Raw genomic sequence first — 13,739 nt, 5'->3', positions numbered from 1 at the left:
GCACAACGCACTCAACCGGTTATCGTCACCTATCATTTCGGTGCATTCGCGTTCGTTACGCTATCAATGGATCAACGGCGCACGCTCCGTTGTAAAAGGGGATCAAATGAATCGCGCAGTTGAGAGTGGTAAGCACCGTATCGTTTCTCCCCACCTCGAAGACGTCGAAACGCTTGTCCGCGAGCTGGACGCTGATCTGCGCGTGGGCTTGTCCAGCGCGCAAGCCCAGGCCCGTCTGAGTCGTGACGGACCCAATGAGTTACGGACCCAACCGGTCAAGCCCGCCTGGCATTATCTTCTGCGGCAGTTTCAAGATCCGCTGGTGTACCTGCTGCTTGTCGCGGTGGGCATCACCCTGGCCACCTGGTTGCTGATGGACCGTCAGGAATGGCCGGTCGATGCGTTGGTGATCACGCTGATTGTGCTGGCTAATGCGTTGCTCGGTTTTTTCCAGGAAACCCGCTCACAGCGAGCTGTTGCGGCGTTGGCCAACCTGACCCAGACCTCTTCTTCCGTCATCCGCGACGGGGCCCTGACGCGAATCCCCAGTCAGCAACTGGTGATCGGTGACCTGCTGGTCTTATCCGAGGGCGATTCGGTGGGCGCCGATGCTCGCCTCATCCAGGCCAATGAATTGCGCGTACTGGAAGCGTCACTGACCGGAGAGAGTGAAGCGGTGTCGAAAAATACCGCGTGTTCAAGCACCGAGGTGCCTTTGGCAGAGCGCGCCAATATGATTTTCAAGGGCACAGCCATCGCCCAGGGGACGGGAGTCGGCATGGTCACGGCGGTCGGTATGGCGACTGAAGTCGGGGCCATCGCTCATCTGCTGGATGTCACGCCCGAAGAGGTCACACCTCTGCAAAAGGAAGTGCGCGCCATAGGGCGGATGCTCGGCATTGCGGTTCTGGTGATCGCTACGGTGGTCGTCGTGGCCGTGCTGATGCTCACTGACATTCAGACGGTCGACGATGTGCTGCGGGTTTTGCTGCTGGGGGTGTCCCTGGCGGTGGCGGCGGTGCCAGAGGGGCTGCCTGCCGTTCTGTCACTGGTACTCGCCTTCGGCATGCTGCGCATGGCGCGCAGCAAAGCCATCATCAAGCGACTGTCTTCAGTGGAGACCCTGGGGTCTGCATCGGTCATCTGTACCGACAAGACCGGCACGCTGACCCGTTCCGAAATGACCATCCAGCAAACCATGACTGCGTCGGGTAAAGGAGTGGTCAGCGGTGTCGGCTACGCCCCGCAAGGGCAGATTCATCACCAGGACCTGCCCCTGAGTGGGGGGCCAGTGCACAGCGAAAACGTGCTGTTATTGCGCGGCGGCAGCCTGGCTGGCAATGCCGTGCTGGCGCAGCAGGAAGACGGCACCTGGGTGGTTCAAGGCGATCCGACCGAGGGTGCCTTTCTGGTGGCGGAGCGCAAGCTCGATGCGCCGGCACGCAGCGTGAACCGCTTCGAGCGTGTGGCTGAAATACCCTTTACCTCTGATCGAAAAATGATGTCGGCCCTGGTCATCGATCATGAGCACAACGACGAGCGACTGCTGATCAGCAAGGGCGCGCCCGATGTGCTCCTCCAGCATTGCACACAAGTCCAGGTCGGCATGGATGTCGTGCCACTCACCGACGACCTGCGTGCAAAAGCCGTGGCTGATGTGAATGAGTTGTCGGGCGTGGGATTGCGCACGCTTTCCGTGGCGTACCGTCCCTTGGCCGCTGGCGAGGAGGTCACGAGCGGTGAACCCCTTGAGGCCGGCCTTGTTTTCATCGGTACGGTCGGCATCAGTGACCCGCCGCGTGAAGAGGTCGCGCCGGCCATTGCCGAAGCCCATCGGGCAGGCATCCGCATCATTATGATCACCGGTGACCATCCGCGAACGGCAGCGCGCATCGCCGAGGATCTGGGCATCATCCAGGCCGGTGCCGGGGCGTTGACCGGGGCCGATCTGGATAAGCTGGACGATGCGGCCCTGGCCGAGGCGGTCCGGTCGACCTCGGTCTATGCCCGTGTGGCGCCCTCGCATAAGTTGCGGATTGTCGATGCGCTGCAAGCGCAGGGGCATGTGGTGGCGATGACCGGCGATGGTGTGAATGACGCTCCGGCACTGAAGTCAGCCGACATCGGCATTGCCATGGGCATTACCGGAACGGAGGTGACCAAGCAGGCGGGAAAAATGATCCTGGCCGATGATAACTTCGCGACCATCGTATTGGCCGTGCGTGAAGGCCGCGGGATTCTGGACAATATCCGCAAGTTTCTTCGCTACTTGCTGTCTTCCAATATGGGCGAGGTGCTGACGGTGTTTCTCGCCGTTGTGGGGGCCAGCGTCATCGGCCTGGTGGATGAGAACGGCGGGATCATCCTGCCGCTGCTGGCCACGCAGATTCTGTGGATCAACCTGGTCACGGATGCGGCACCGGCCATCGCCATGGGCCTTGATCCGCATAGCGAGGATGTCATGACACGCAGCCCGCGCAAGCCTTCGGACCGCATCATCGACACACGCATGTGGGTGGGGGTGTTCGAGGTGGGGCTGGTCATGGCATTGGCGAGTTTGTTAACGGTCGACTGGATGCTGCCGGGAGGGTTGATACCGGGGGATGCGTCGCTGGAGGAAGCACGCACGGGCGCTTTTACCGTCCTTGTTTTGGCGCAGCTGTTTAACGCGTTGAACGCGCGCTCTGAATCAACCAGTGCGTTTATCGGCCTGTTCGCCAATCGATGGCTCTGGGGCGCCATCGTCCTGGCCATGGTCTTGCAGATTGCAGTGGTGCACTGGGCGCCACTCAACAAGGCGTTCGGCACGAGTGCATTGACGCTCAGCCAGTGGGGCCTTTGTCTGGCAATGGCGAGCCTGGTCTTCTGGTTCAGCGAGTTGCGCAAGCTGTGCAGGCATTGGCACCGTGCAAGACGAGAAGACAGGACACAACTGCGCTCAAGTTGATCAAGATCAAACGGCATTTGCTGATCGGCGTCATTGTTTTGATAAACATGGGCGAGAGATACGGTCATGACAGACAACAAACTCGTCAGCAGCGGGGTTCACGTGACCCAAGGCAGAGGGACGGCACTCGGGCACTTGCGCTGGCCGGGTCCCCGTTCCTGGAAACGTGAGGCAACCTTCCTGGTGGCGATCCTGATGGGGCTGACGGCGGGATACTTTACGGTGTCTCATTTCGCCTCCCAGGCGGCGCAAGACTTGGCAGACAGGTGCACAGCGCGTTTTGAGATCGAGCTTGAGAATGCCGAAATCGATTCCCTCACAAGAGCCCTGCCTCGGTCATTGTGTGAATGTCTGGCGAATTCGCTCCTCGACAAAAACGGCATTGCGCGGATGGCGATGGTCAACTGGCGCCTGCTTGATCCTTTGGCTCTTGAGCCGGTGACGGAAAAGGATGAGGACAGTTGCATCAACGCGCTGTGGGTGCCCAGTGTTGAATTGGCCAAGCGCCTGAGCCTTTGAAAAGGGGCACCTCGCAGGGGCGCCGCTTTCATCGACCTTGTTGCGCCTCACAAACCAAACGGAAAGGTCTCGTCCTCCGGTTCGATCGCCTGGCCTTTCGGCAGCGCCAGTGCGGTCACGGGGCGGGTCTGTTCGATCCAGATCATTGCGTCAAACTGGTCGGCCAGCGCCGCCTCGAAGTAATGGCTGCGACGCTCGGTTTCAGGACGATAAATCACGCCGATGGCCCGCTCCAGCAATGGCTTGCTCAGGACGCGACGCAGTTCTTTGCGGCGCGGGTCTCGCCAGTCGGTCAACGATGCTGGAATGCCGGCTTTGAAAAACTGATGCTCCCAGCTGTCCGGGTGCGAGGGCCTGATGTCCTTGATGAGCAGGTCGCCGTCCCAGTCATCGGCCGCCGCCACCTGGCCCCGGTCGGTGCTCATGCCAATCAGCACGACCTCGCGACCATAGGCACTGCGGCATAGATGACCGATATTGAACTGGCCCTTCCAGCCCATTTCGGTGGCGGCCGCATTGCCGATATGGGAGTTGTGCGCCCAGACCACGGCTTTGGCGTGGGCCCCCCGATGCTCAAGCAGGCGCTGCAGGGTGTCGAACATATGCCGGTCGCGCAGATTCCACGAGGCCGTCGAGCCTCGATAAATCGCGCGGTAGTATTGCTCCGCTGCCTGCACCACCCGGGCGTTTTGCGCCGCATTGAAGAACCCTTCATCATCCCGGACGAGCCCGGCCAGTTGTTTGGCCAGCATGGCGTTGAGTTGCTCGACCACCGGCTGTTCGCAGGGCATCAGGCCGCCGCGTTCGACGAAGTGACCGTACAGCGCCGGATCATCCTGCCACGGCGTCAGGCAGCCATAACGCCGCCGCGCTTCGTGGGCCAACTGCGGGTCGACCTGGTCCAGGTAGCGCAGCACTTCATGAATGGAGTTGCGCAAGCTGTAAATGTCGAGGCCCCGGAATTCGACACGACGTTCAGGGGCGAGTGAGTGATTGAATTGATGCAGCCAGTGGACGAATGACCTCACCTCGGCATTGCGCCACATCCAGGTCGGAAAACGGCTGAAAATGTGGCGCTTCCACGCCGAACGGGCCAGGCCCCGGACGTAATGGTCGACATGGCCGGCGTCCGGCCAGTCGGCTTCCACCGCCACAATGTTGAACCCGTGGTGTTCAATCAGCCTTTGGGTGATCGCTGCCCGGGTTTCATAGAAGTCGCGGGTGCCATGGCTGGCCTCACCGATCATGACGACACGGGCATCGGCGTAGCGATCGAACATTTCACCAAAGGTCGATGAGTCCCGCGTCGGCAGGGGTTCTGCGTATTGACGCAGGAGCGGTGCGATGGTGGCCACGTCGATGTGCCGAGGAGAGCCATCCCTGTCCGGCGAGTCGTGGGAGGGGGTGTTCATGACGGTTATCCCCTTGAGTCAGGTCACTGCCACAGGCCTGGCGTGCGTCTTCCATCAGATGCTTTATCGTCTGGTGGGTATTCCAACACCTCGATTCAGACAAATGATTGAGTTTGATCAACAAAGGGGGCAATGCCTTGAGCGATGGTGTTTGAGACAGCGTTCCCGGCACACGGGATATAAGGCGAAGCGATGGCCTTTAGTTCGAATCAGGCTGAACGGTTCGTTGTCATTGACCTGTAACGGGCGGCCTCTGGCTAAGCTCAATTCAGAGGGTCACTCCGACAGCCTTGAAGGTGTGACGGGCGTGTATTGATCGTCGAATCGAGGGTGAGACCATGGAAGCCTGTGACAAGAAGCGTACTCCCCGCCAATCACATCGTTTACTTGCCATGTGCATCGTGACGTTGATGGGCTGCACGAGTAGCAACGAGCAGACCTCGCAAGACGCGTCAGCCATGTCCGGTGTCGCCATGGTGGATCAGATCTGCTCCTTGTGTCATGGCTTGACGGGGGAGTCCGTCTCACCGATGTTTCCCAAGCTGGCCGGGCAGCAAAAAGAGTACCTGAAGCTGCAACTGGGCGACTTCAAGCGGCATCTGCGCAGCGATACATCCGGGGCTCAATACATGCGCGGGTTTGACCATTTGACCGAGACCCAGATCACCGAACTGGCCGATTATTTTTCACGTCAAAGTCCAATGAAGGCGGATGCCGACAGCGCCGATGCCCGGGGTGAATCCATCTTTGGCAACGGCATTCCCGAGTCCGGCGTCGCTCGGTGCGGTTCGTGTCACGGTGCTGGCGGGGAGGGCAATGGCCGGATTCCCCGGGTGGCAGGTCAACATGCGGAGTATGCGATTCGCCAGATCAAGGTGCTGCAGCAGACGGAGCAGCGTCCCCGTGACGACTCGATGAAGTCGTCGAATCATTCACTGTCTGAGGCGGACACCGAATCTGTCGCTCGTTACATGGCGACACTCGGCGCCCAGCCACAATGACCTTTGAGTCTCAGTGATGAGCCTCACGGCTGCAGCCCGGGGAGATCGCACACTCCCCGGTGCCGTGACTCAGGCGAGCAGTATGTGATCGATCACCTCTTTTACACCGGGTACTGACCAGGCCGCCCGTTCTGCAACCTGACGCTGGCGCCATAAATGGACCCGGCCTTCGAGTATCACCACATCGCCCTGGACCTTGACGTGTATCCCCTCGGCTTCTACTTCGGCATTGCGCTTGAGTGCCGCTTCGATGCTGCGCTGGATATTACCGGCGTCGACCCGGGGACGAAGGGCGAGCTGATTGTCGATGCCCAGCACGCCGGACAATTTGCGCACGGCCCGTTCCGCGGTTTCTTTTTGGTATTGCCAGTCCACTTGGCCTTCCAGGGTGACCCACCCATGTTGCACGACGACTTTGATGTCGCCTTCGGGCACGTCGGAACTCCAATTGATGATTTTCAACGCGCGACTGGCAATGGTGTCATCTGCCGTGCCGGCGCCTTTCTCGGGGCGGATCTGAATTTCTTCGGCGACCGCGCGTACCCCTTTGAGGCTTTTGACCGCGCGTTCTGCGTCGATTTTCTGGGCGTAGGTGGAAACGTGACCGGTGAGGGTCACCACACCATCGTCCACGGCCACGCCAATGTTCGCAGCATTGATTTCAGGCTGGAATTCCAGTTCATCCAGGATGGCATTACGCAGACTCAAGTCGTTCATGATGAAGTCCTCTGTGAAGTGCGTGAGACAGGACGGACCGTGAGCGCCCGGTCAGTCTTTTCTACGCCTGAACGACAGAGCGTCATTGAGCTATATCAACAATGGGGCAACAGGCCCGTGGTGTCAGAATGCCAATCTGACGAGCGATGGTGTCGGGGCGTCCTTTTCATCAAGGGACGCCCTTTGTTTTTGCGGGAGGGACGCGCGCTAGACCACAGCGCCAAACAAGTGCCCCACCAGTGCCGTAACCGCCATGGCCAGCGCCCCCCAGAAGGTCACCCGCCATGCCCCGGTGATGACCTTGGCGCCGCCGGCCCTGGCGGCAATGGCGCCCAGCGTCCCGAGAAACACCAATGACATGCCCGATATCCAGGGCACTACGCTGTGCTCCGGCGCCACAAACGTCACCGCCAGGGGCAGGGCGGCACCCACCACAAAGCTGGCAGCGGAGGCCAGGGCGGCCTGCAAGGGTTTGGCGGTAAGGGTGGCGCTGATACCCAGTTCGTCCCGGGCGTGCGAACCCAACGCATCATGGGCCATCAATTGATCGGCCACCTGATGCGCCAGTTCGGGTGATACGCCACGGTGCATGTAGATGTTGGCGAGCTCGATGTGTTCGGCTTTCGGGTCACTGGCCAGCTCGGCCCGTTCGCGGGACAAATCGGCACGCTCGGTATCCGCCTGGGAGTGTACGGAGATGTACTCGCCTGCCGCCATGTACATGGCGCCGGCCATCAGTCCCGCCATGCCCGTGACCAGCAACGTGGCGTGGCTGGCGTTGGCGGCGGCGACGCCGATCAGCAGGCTGGCGGTGGAGACAATCCCGTCGTTGGCCCCCAGGACGGCGGCGCGCAGCCAGCCGATACGATCACTGCGGTGGGATTCGGTGTGTCTGTGCATGAATTTCATGGTTGAGCGCGACTCACTGTCATTGGGCGGTTCACATCGGGCGGGTTTCAATCTGCGCCTGCAACTGGCCGCCGACAATGGATATTTCCTTGAATTGTTGGCCGTCGCGCAGCACGAACAGCGCGTCCATCCCGCGTTCCTGTGCCAGGCGTGGCCCTTCGGTTTCACCCAGCACCATCAGCGCCGTGGCCCAGGCATCGGCGAGCATGCACGAAGCAGCCACCACGGTGACGGCGGCGAGCGGGTTGCACAGCGGCGCGCCGGTGGCCGGGTTCATGGTATGAGCATAGGCTTGACCGGCCACGTCGACCCACTGTCGGTAGTCCCCGGAGGTCGCGATCGCGGCGTCGCCAAGTTCCATCACACCCATGACTTCACGCACGCCCCGGTCAGGCTTTTCCACCGCCACGGTCCAGCACTGGCCGTCGGGTTTGACGCCCCGGGCGCGCATCTCGCCATCGATGCCGACCAGGTAGCGGGTGATGCCAAAACCATCCAGGCAACGGGCCAACTCATCGACGCCAAACCCCTTGGCGATGCCATTCAAATCAAGGTGCAGCGGCGCGCGTTTGCGCACCTGATTGCGTAACGGGTCGACCACCAACGCGGCGCTGGCTGACAGCCGGGTGCGCGGCGGCATCGTCGCGAGTGTCTGTTCTGTAACGGTCGGGTCTGCGGGGCCGAACCCCCAGGCATTCACCAGATCACCGACGGCAATGTCGAAGGCGCCGCCGGATTGCTGACTGACACGCAGTGCCGCTGACAGCACCGTTGCCAGTTCCTGGGGCACCGAAATCCATTGCTGCTCGGGGGCGGCATTGAGGCGGTTGAGGTCCGAGTCGGGTTTCCAGGTGGACATTTGCTGGTCCACCCGGGCCACCGCGCACGCCAAGTGACGACCCACTTCGTCGGTATCGATTCCGGCCCCGGCATAGAACAGGGCGGTGTAGCGGCTGCCCATGGTTTCGCCGTTCAGGCTGTAGCGCTGCAACTCAGTAGACGTCTTCACGGTAGCGTCCTTGTGCCTTGAGGGTCAGCACCGTCAGGTTGAGAGGTGCCAACACCTCATCGAGGGCGTGCATCACGCCTTTGGCCATTTCGCGACTGCCACACACCAGCACCTGGGCGCCTTTTTCAATCAGTCGACGCAGGGCCTGGGCATCGCCGATCAGCCGGTCTTGCACGTAGCAGCGGTCCTGAACCTGAGAAAAGGCGGCGCGCAATGCCGTCAGGCGCCGGTCGGCCAGGTACTGCTTGAGTTGCGGCTCGTAGAGGAAGTCCGAGGCCGGGTTGCGCCCGCCCCAATACAAGTGCATCGGGTGGTGGGCCGTGTTGTTGCGGATAAAACCGGCCAATGGACCGATGCCGGTACCGGCACCGATCAGGATCACCGGGTGCGTGCCCGACGCCGGGCGAAATTGCGGGTTGGGCTGGATAAACGCTTCGATCGATGCTCCGATGTCCAGGCCATGAAGGAATTCCGAGCACACGCCACCGTTGTGTTTGCGCACGCAGATTTCCAGCACGCCGTCCTGCGAACCGCTGGCCAGCGAGTAGAAACGGGGGATCGGACTGCCCGGAGGCACAATCCCGACCAGGTCACCGGCCAGGAAGTCCGGCAGCGCACCGGGTGCCTTGAAGCGCAAGACGTGGGTCGGTGCGTTCACCTGTTCGCCATAGACGATGCGCTCTGTCAGCAGCAATGGACGGGTCTGTGGCCGCTGCGGGGCATGGACCAGTGTCAGGTCATGTTTGAGCACGTCGCCCAGCGCGTGGCCCCAACGTGCAAATTCCTGAGAGGATTGGCGGTTGACGGTTTCCAGCCCCAGTAACGGCGAGCCTCCGGCCTGTAACATCGCGTCCTGCACCTGATGGGCGAACTGACAGAACTGCGCAAACTGGCGGTCACCAAAGCCCAGCACGGCAAAGGGCAGGCCGGGCTTGAGGCCGGTTTTGGCCAGCCGCGCCATGAACTGCGAAGCCGAGGCTGGCGCGTCGCCGTCACCGTGGGTCGCGGTGAGGATGATCACGCGTTGGGCGCTGCGGTAGTCGTTGGCGTATTGATTCATCGCCGCGCTATGCACTCGGTGTCCGGTCAGGTGCAAGGCGTCATGCAAGGTCTTGGCAAAGCCCCAGGTGCTGTTGTTTTCACTGCCCACCAGAATCACGCTGTCGGCAGAGTGGGCAGGGCTGTTGTGGCGGATGTTCGGGCTCGCCTTGCGCCGGCGCCACCACAACAGGAGGCCGGTGACGCTCATCAACGGCACACAGAGGGCGCAGAGCCCAAGCGGCAGGCCCAGCCACCACAGGCCTTCACCGGTGTGCAGCTGATAGATCAATTCGTAGAGGTTGTGCATCGAGTCATGGGCCTGGTAGGACAACAAGGCGCCGCTGGCCTGATCCACGTAGCCGTCGCCCTGGGCCGTGCGCAGGGAAAACACGTCCTTCGGGTTGCCGGGACTGGGGTAGACCAGCTCGCGCAGGTCATTCAGGTCGGTGGCCTGCAAGGCTTGCAGGCTCGCCACCGGCAAGGCCGGCCCGGCACTGACGTGGGCGGGGAAGGCGGGTTCATTCTGACTGCCGTCGGCGATAAAGCCGAAGGTGGTGGCGGACATATACAGCCCGCTCAAGGCCGACAGCAGCAGCCCGAGCAAGGCCATTCGTCCGACTTCAGCATGCCAGCGTTGGTTGAACGTGCCGCGCAGTGGCCGCAGCAGGTTGCGCCAGCCACCCAGGCGTCGGGCCAGCAACAGCGCGCCGGACACTGACAGCATCAGCATGAACAACGCGCCGACACCCGACACCCCATGGCCCGGTGTGCCAAGGAACATCGAGCGGTGCAGCTCTTTCACCCAACGCGTGAACCCGGAGGGCGCATAAGGCGCGAGGCCTTCGCCAGTCAGTGGGTCGATCGTTTCAGCCCCGGCCTGACCGTTCTGGTTGTAGTAGACGATGACCGTTCCGGACGCTGTTCGCTGGATCTGCTCCACGCCCGGAAAGTGATTGGCCACACGCCCGGCCAATTGACCGACGGTGAGTTGCCCGGCCGCGGTGGGGGTGCTGTGCAAGCGTTCCAGGGCCGGGTCGACCGACAGGATCGCGCCGCTGATGGCTAACAGCATGACCAACAGGGCGGCGATCAGGCCGGACAGGGAATGGGACTGGCGAAGCATGTTCAGCCTCCAGAAAGGGCAGGTGCTACAAATCGTAAGTAAAGGACTCGACATAGGTGCTGCCGGTCGCCGGCTGGCCTGCGCCCTTGGACGTCAGGGGCACGCTGACATCGGCGCGGGCGTCACGTTTGTCCTCGACGGCACTGTCGATGCGGATCTGATACCCGGCATCGATCAGGGTGTCTGCCAGTTCGACGCTGACTTTGAGCGTGCGCCCACTGCCGACACTGGCGCCGCTGACGCCGTCAAACTCGCTCGGGTTCATCCCGCTGCCACGGGCCCAGTCGCCCAGGTGTTTGTAGTACTTGGCCTTCTTGCCGGCCACCCACAGGGTTTTCTGGTATTGGCCGTTGGCGTCGGTCACGTAGATCGCCAGGTAGGCATCATTGCCGCTGTAGTCCTTGAGCTGGGTGGTCAGGGTTACTTCCCGGGCCTGGGCCAACCCCGGCAGGGCAATGGCGCCGGCGAGACAGGTGGCTGCGATGATCTTTTTCATGAGGGTGTCCTTGTGATCGTTAGGTCGAGAGCCTGGACCTGCTTGCTGACAGCAACCTGAATCGCAGGAAAAACTCATCGACGGGTGAGGCGTCATTCGGTGAGCGGGCTGCCGAGATAATCCCTGGCATCGCCGTCGTCGCGGAAATGGATCTCGAGCGTGCGCAGGCGCAGCGAGGCCGGTGAGTAGCTGGCTTCGATGGTGTTGCCCTTGCGGTCCAACCCCTTGAGTTCGTAACAACCGTCGTCGACCTTGATGCGTTGCACGCTCCAGCCGTATTGCCGCTCGACCTGCTGTCGCAAAGTCTCGCGGGGTTGCCAGTCGCTCACCGGGTCGCTGCAGTCGTCGTCGGCCATGGCGAAACCGCTAAGCAGCAGACTCAACAGCGCGGCATGGGCAATAAAACCTGATTTCATGATCTGTCTCCTGCCGAGGTCGGCGTCTGTGGCATACCCTAAGGTGCATTCCTGACAACCAGCTGAATCTTCAGATTCACGTCAGGTAAGGCGATTAAGGTGCGGCACGACAACCACCACAGGAGGTGCCAGATGCGGGTTTTATTGGTCGAGGACGCCCCAGGGCTGGGGGAAGCGGTGCGCGAACAGATCGCCGATGACGGTCACGCCGTCGATTGGGTGCAGCGCCTGGACCATGCGCGCAACAGCGTGCGCACCACGCCTTACGACCTGATTCTGCTGGACTTGATGCTGCCGGACGGTCGCGGGCTGGATTTCTTGCGTCAGCAGCGCTCGGCGGGGGACGTGACCCCGGTGATTATCCTGACGGCCCAGGATCAGATTTCCGATCGCATCGCCGGCCTCAATGCCGGGGCCGACGATTACCTGGTCAAACCGTTCGACCTGTTTGAACTCTCGGCCCGTGTGGCGGCGGTGGCCCGCCGTTACAGCGGCAACCCCAATCCGCAGATCAGACTTGGTGATGTGCAGGTCGACATGAGCGCCCGCACCGTGCAGCGTGCCGGCACCACCGTGGACCTGACGGCCCGGGAATGGGCGCTGTTCGAAGCGTTCGTGCAGCGCCCCAGCGCGTTGTTGTCCAAGTCGCAGCTCGAAGAGCGGCTGTATGCCTTCGGTGCCGAAATCGAGAGCAATACCATCGAGGTGTACATCAGCCGTCTGCGTAAAAAACTGGGGCGCGATCTGATTGAAACCGTGCGCGGCATGGGCTACCGGTTGGCGGCCGCATGAAGTCTTCTTCGAGCCTGCAAAAACGCCTCGGCCTGGGGCTGACCCTGGGCATGACCTTACTGTGGCTGGGCGCGACTGTCGGCGCCTGGCTGGTGGTGCAACATGAGTTGAACGAAGCGTTCGACAGTGCGCTGGAAGAGACCGCGCAACGGATCTTGCCGCTGGCCGTGCTGGAAATCAGCAACCGGGAGGAACCCCGTGAAGCGCAGCACGTTGCGACGTTGAAAATGCACAACGAATACCTGACATACCTGGTGCGCGATGCCAGCGGCAAAATCCTGATGCAGTCCCACGACGCCAACCCGAAGATCTTCAGTAAGCGGCCGACCGAGGGATTTTCCACCTCTGAAAAGTACCGTTTGTATGGCGCCAGTGCGTTACGCGAGACGCTGTTCATTGAGATCGCCGAGCCGCTGGGTCATCGCCGTGAAGCCGCGCGGGAGGCTTTGTTTGCCTTGTTGTTGCCGCTGTTGGCGCTGATTCCCGTCAGCCTGTTGGGCACCTGGTTGTTCGTGCGGATCAGCCTGCGCAGTGTGTTGGCGTATCGTCGGGCGGTCGAGGCGCGTGGGGTGGGGGATCTGTCGCCGATCAAGGTGGCCCGCCTGCCCGCAGAAATCGATCCGTTGGCCGAGGCGGTCAATCACCTGCTGGAGCGCTTGCGCAAGGCCCTGGAGGCCGAGCGCAGTTTTACCGCCAACAGCGCCCATGAACTGCGCACGCCACTGGCCGCGACCCTGGCGCAGATCCAGCGCTTACACCACGAGGCGCCCGAAGGTCCGTTGCGGGTGCGGGCGGCGAAGATCGAAAACGCCTTGCGTGAGCTGGCGCGGCTTTCGGAAAAGCTCATGCAATTGGCCAAGGCCGAGGGCGGGGGGCTGTTGTCCGAAACGCCTCAGGACCTGATTCCGTTGCTGGCCCATGGCGTTGATGAGTGGAACCAGCGCAGCGGCCAGCGCATTGAATTGCATTTGCCAGGGCAGGCCAGCGTGTACTCGAACATCGACCCGGATGCCTTTGGCATCTTGTTGCGCAACCTGATCGAGAACGCGCTGAAGTACGGCGCCACCGACCAGCCGATCGAAGTCAGCCTCACCGAACAGGCCCAACTGCGGGTAGTCAATGGCGGCCCGGCGGTGCCGGCATCGGTGTTACAGCACCTGACCGAGCGTTTTGTGCGAGGTCACAGTGAAATAAGCGGTTCTGGATTAGGGCTGGCGATCGCCAAAACCATTGTCCAAGGGGTCAACGCGAGTATGAAATTGGTCTCTCCTGCAACCGGTCGACAAGAGGGTTTTGAAGTGTGCGTCTGGTTACCGCTCGCGACGGTGATCGGAGACTGATAACGGCCGGGTCATTG

At 61.7% G+C, this 13,739-nt stretch carries 12 protein-coding genes; 5 read left to right on the top strand and 7 right to left on the bottom strand.

Annotated features, from left to right (window positions below; translation table 11 throughout):
* Positions 1 to 106 precede the first annotated feature (106 nt).
* Both AB4N91_RS14540 and AB4N91_RS14535 read left to right on the top strand, forming a co-directional pair.
* Complete coding sequence (locus AB4N91_RS14540) at positions 107 to 2,947, top strand: cation-translocating P-type ATPase (protein WP_460112610.1); 2,841 nt, start codon at positions 107 to 109, stop codon at positions 2,945 to 2,947.
* A 66-nt stretch (positions 2,948 to 3,013) separates the two neighbouring features.
* Positions 3,014 to 3,466, top strand: a complete 453-nt coding sequence (locus tag AB4N91_RS14535) for a hypothetical protein (protein ID WP_460112609.1) — start codon at positions 3,014 to 3,016, stop codon at positions 3,464 to 3,466.
* Between the two features lie 47 nt (positions 3,467 to 3,513).
* Here the strand turns inward: AB4N91_RS14535 and AB4N91_RS14530 are convergent, their stop codons facing one another.
* Positions 3,514 to 4,878, bottom strand: coding sequence for an erythromycin esterase family protein (locus tag AB4N91_RS14530; protein ID WP_460112608.1), 1,365 nt, complete (start codon positions 4,876 to 4,878; stop codon positions 3,514 to 3,516).
* A 338-nt stretch (positions 4,879 to 5,216) separates the two neighbouring features.
* Here AB4N91_RS14530 and AB4N91_RS14525 point away from each other — a divergent pair, with 338 nt between their 5' ends.
* Positions 5,217 to 5,879: a c-type cytochrome gene (locus AB4N91_RS14525; protein WP_460112607.1), complete on the top strand. Its 663-nt coding sequence runs from the start codon at positions 5,217 to 5,219 to the stop codon at positions 5,877 to 5,879.
* 69 nt (positions 5,880 to 5,948) lie between these two features.
* Here the strand turns inward: AB4N91_RS14525 and AB4N91_RS14520 are convergent, their stop codons facing one another.
* The 6 genes from AB4N91_RS14520 to AB4N91_RS14495 form a co-directional block, all read right to left on the bottom strand.
* Complete coding sequence (locus AB4N91_RS14520; RefSeq protein ID WP_077749865.1) at positions 5,949 to 6,596, bottom strand: BON domain-containing protein; 648 nt, start codon at positions 6,594 to 6,596, stop codon at positions 5,949 to 5,951.
* A 207-nt stretch (positions 6,597 to 6,803) separates the two neighbouring features.
* A complete protein-coding gene (locus tag AB4N91_RS14515) occupies positions 6,804 to 7,505 on the bottom strand; it encodes a VIT1/CCC1 transporter family protein (protein ID WP_460112606.1) in 702 nt (233 codons plus the stop codon).
* Between the two features lie 31 nt (positions 7,506 to 7,536).
* Complete coding sequence (locus AB4N91_RS14510) at positions 7,537 to 8,514, bottom strand: FAD:protein FMN transferase (RefSeq protein WP_238706201.1); 978 nt, start codon at positions 8,512 to 8,514, stop codon at positions 7,537 to 7,539.
* Positions 8,498 to 10,678, bottom strand: coding sequence for a PepSY domain-containing protein (locus tag AB4N91_RS14505; protein ID WP_460112605.1), 2,181 nt, complete (start codon positions 10,676 to 10,678; stop codon positions 8,498 to 8,500). The genes AB4N91_RS14510 and AB4N91_RS14505 overlap by 17 nt, the downstream gene beginning before the upstream one ends.
* Positions 10,679 to 10,703: 25 nt before the next feature.
* Positions 10,704 to 11,174, bottom strand: a complete 471-nt coding sequence (locus AB4N91_RS14500) for a DUF2271 domain-containing protein (RefSeq protein ID WP_010459354.1) — start codon at positions 11,172 to 11,174, stop codon at positions 10,704 to 10,706.
* Between the two features lie 92 nt (positions 11,175 to 11,266).
* The gene (locus AB4N91_RS14495) at positions 11,267 to 11,590 is read right to left on the bottom strand and encodes a PepSY domain-containing protein (RefSeq protein WP_200668306.1); all 324 of its coding nucleotides are present in this window, start codon (positions 11,588 to 11,590) and stop codon (positions 11,267 to 11,269) included.
* 132 nt (positions 11,591 to 11,722) lie between these two features.
* On the opposite strand from AB4N91_RS14495, the gene AB4N91_RS14490 reads away from it, so the two are divergent.
* Both AB4N91_RS14490 and AB4N91_RS14485 read left to right on the top strand, forming a co-directional pair.
* Positions 11,723 to 12,382 (top strand): response regulator transcription factor, encoded by a 660-nt coding sequence (locus tag AB4N91_RS14490; RefSeq protein WP_010459359.1) that lies wholly within the window; start codon positions 11,723 to 11,725, stop codon positions 12,380 to 12,382.
* On the top strand, positions 12,379 to 13,722 hold the full coding sequence (locus tag AB4N91_RS14485) for a sensor histidine kinase (RefSeq protein WP_010459360.1): 1,344 nt from the start codon (positions 12,379 to 12,381) through the stop codon (positions 13,720 to 13,722). Before AB4N91_RS14490 ends, AB4N91_RS14485 begins: the two co-directional genes overlap by 4 nt.
* Positions 13,723 to 13,739 lie beyond the last annotated feature (17 nt).

Source organism: Pseudomonas sp. H3_D04, from assembly GCF_054669175.1.
Note: the sequence above shows the minus strand (reverse complement) of the source record. Positions and strands in the feature narration are given on the sequence as shown.

Excerpts from the sequence above, each read along its gene's own strand:
- AB4N91_RS14505 (WP_460112605.1), bottom strand. The coding sequence starts at position 10,678 with ATGCTTCGCCAGTCCCATTCCCTGTCCGGCCTGATCGCCGCCCTGTTG.
- AB4N91_RS14535 (WP_460112609.1), top strand. The coding sequence starts at position 3,014 with ATGACAGACAACAAACTCGTCAGCAGCGGGGTTCACGTGACCCAAGGC.
- AB4N91_RS14525 (WP_460112607.1), top strand. The coding sequence starts at position 5,217 with ATGGAAGCCTGTGACAAGAAGCGTACTCCCCGCCAATCACATCGTTTA.
- AB4N91_RS14485 (WP_010459360.1), top strand. The coding sequence starts at position 12,379 with ATGAAGTCTTCTTCGAGCCTGCAAAAACGCCTCGGCCTGGGGCTGACC.
- AB4N91_RS14520 (WP_077749865.1), bottom strand. The coding sequence starts at position 6,596 with ATGAACGACTTGAGTCTGCGTAATGCCATCCTGGATGAACTGGAATTC.
- AB4N91_RS14530 (WP_460112608.1), bottom strand. The coding sequence starts at position 4,878 with ATGAACACCCCCTCCCACGACTCGCCGGACAGGGATGGCTCTCCTCGG.
- AB4N91_RS14500 (WP_010459354.1), bottom strand. The coding sequence starts at position 11,174 with ATGAAAAAGATCATCGCAGCCACCTGTCTCGCCGGCGCCATTGCCCTG.
- AB4N91_RS14540 (WP_460112610.1), top strand. The coding sequence starts at position 107 with ATGAATCGCGCAGTTGAGAGTGGTAAGCACCGTATCGTTTCTCCCCAC.
- AB4N91_RS14515 (WP_460112606.1), bottom strand. The coding sequence starts at position 7,505 with ATGAAATTCATGCACAGACACACCGAATCCCACCGCAGTGATCGTATC.
- AB4N91_RS14490 (WP_010459359.1), top strand. The coding sequence starts at position 11,723 with ATGCGGGTTTTATTGGTCGAGGACGCCCCAGGGCTGGGGGAAGCGGTG.
- AB4N91_RS14495 (WP_200668306.1), bottom strand. The coding sequence starts at position 11,590 with ATGAAATCAGGTTTTATTGCCCATGCCGCGCTGTTGAGTCTGCTGCTT.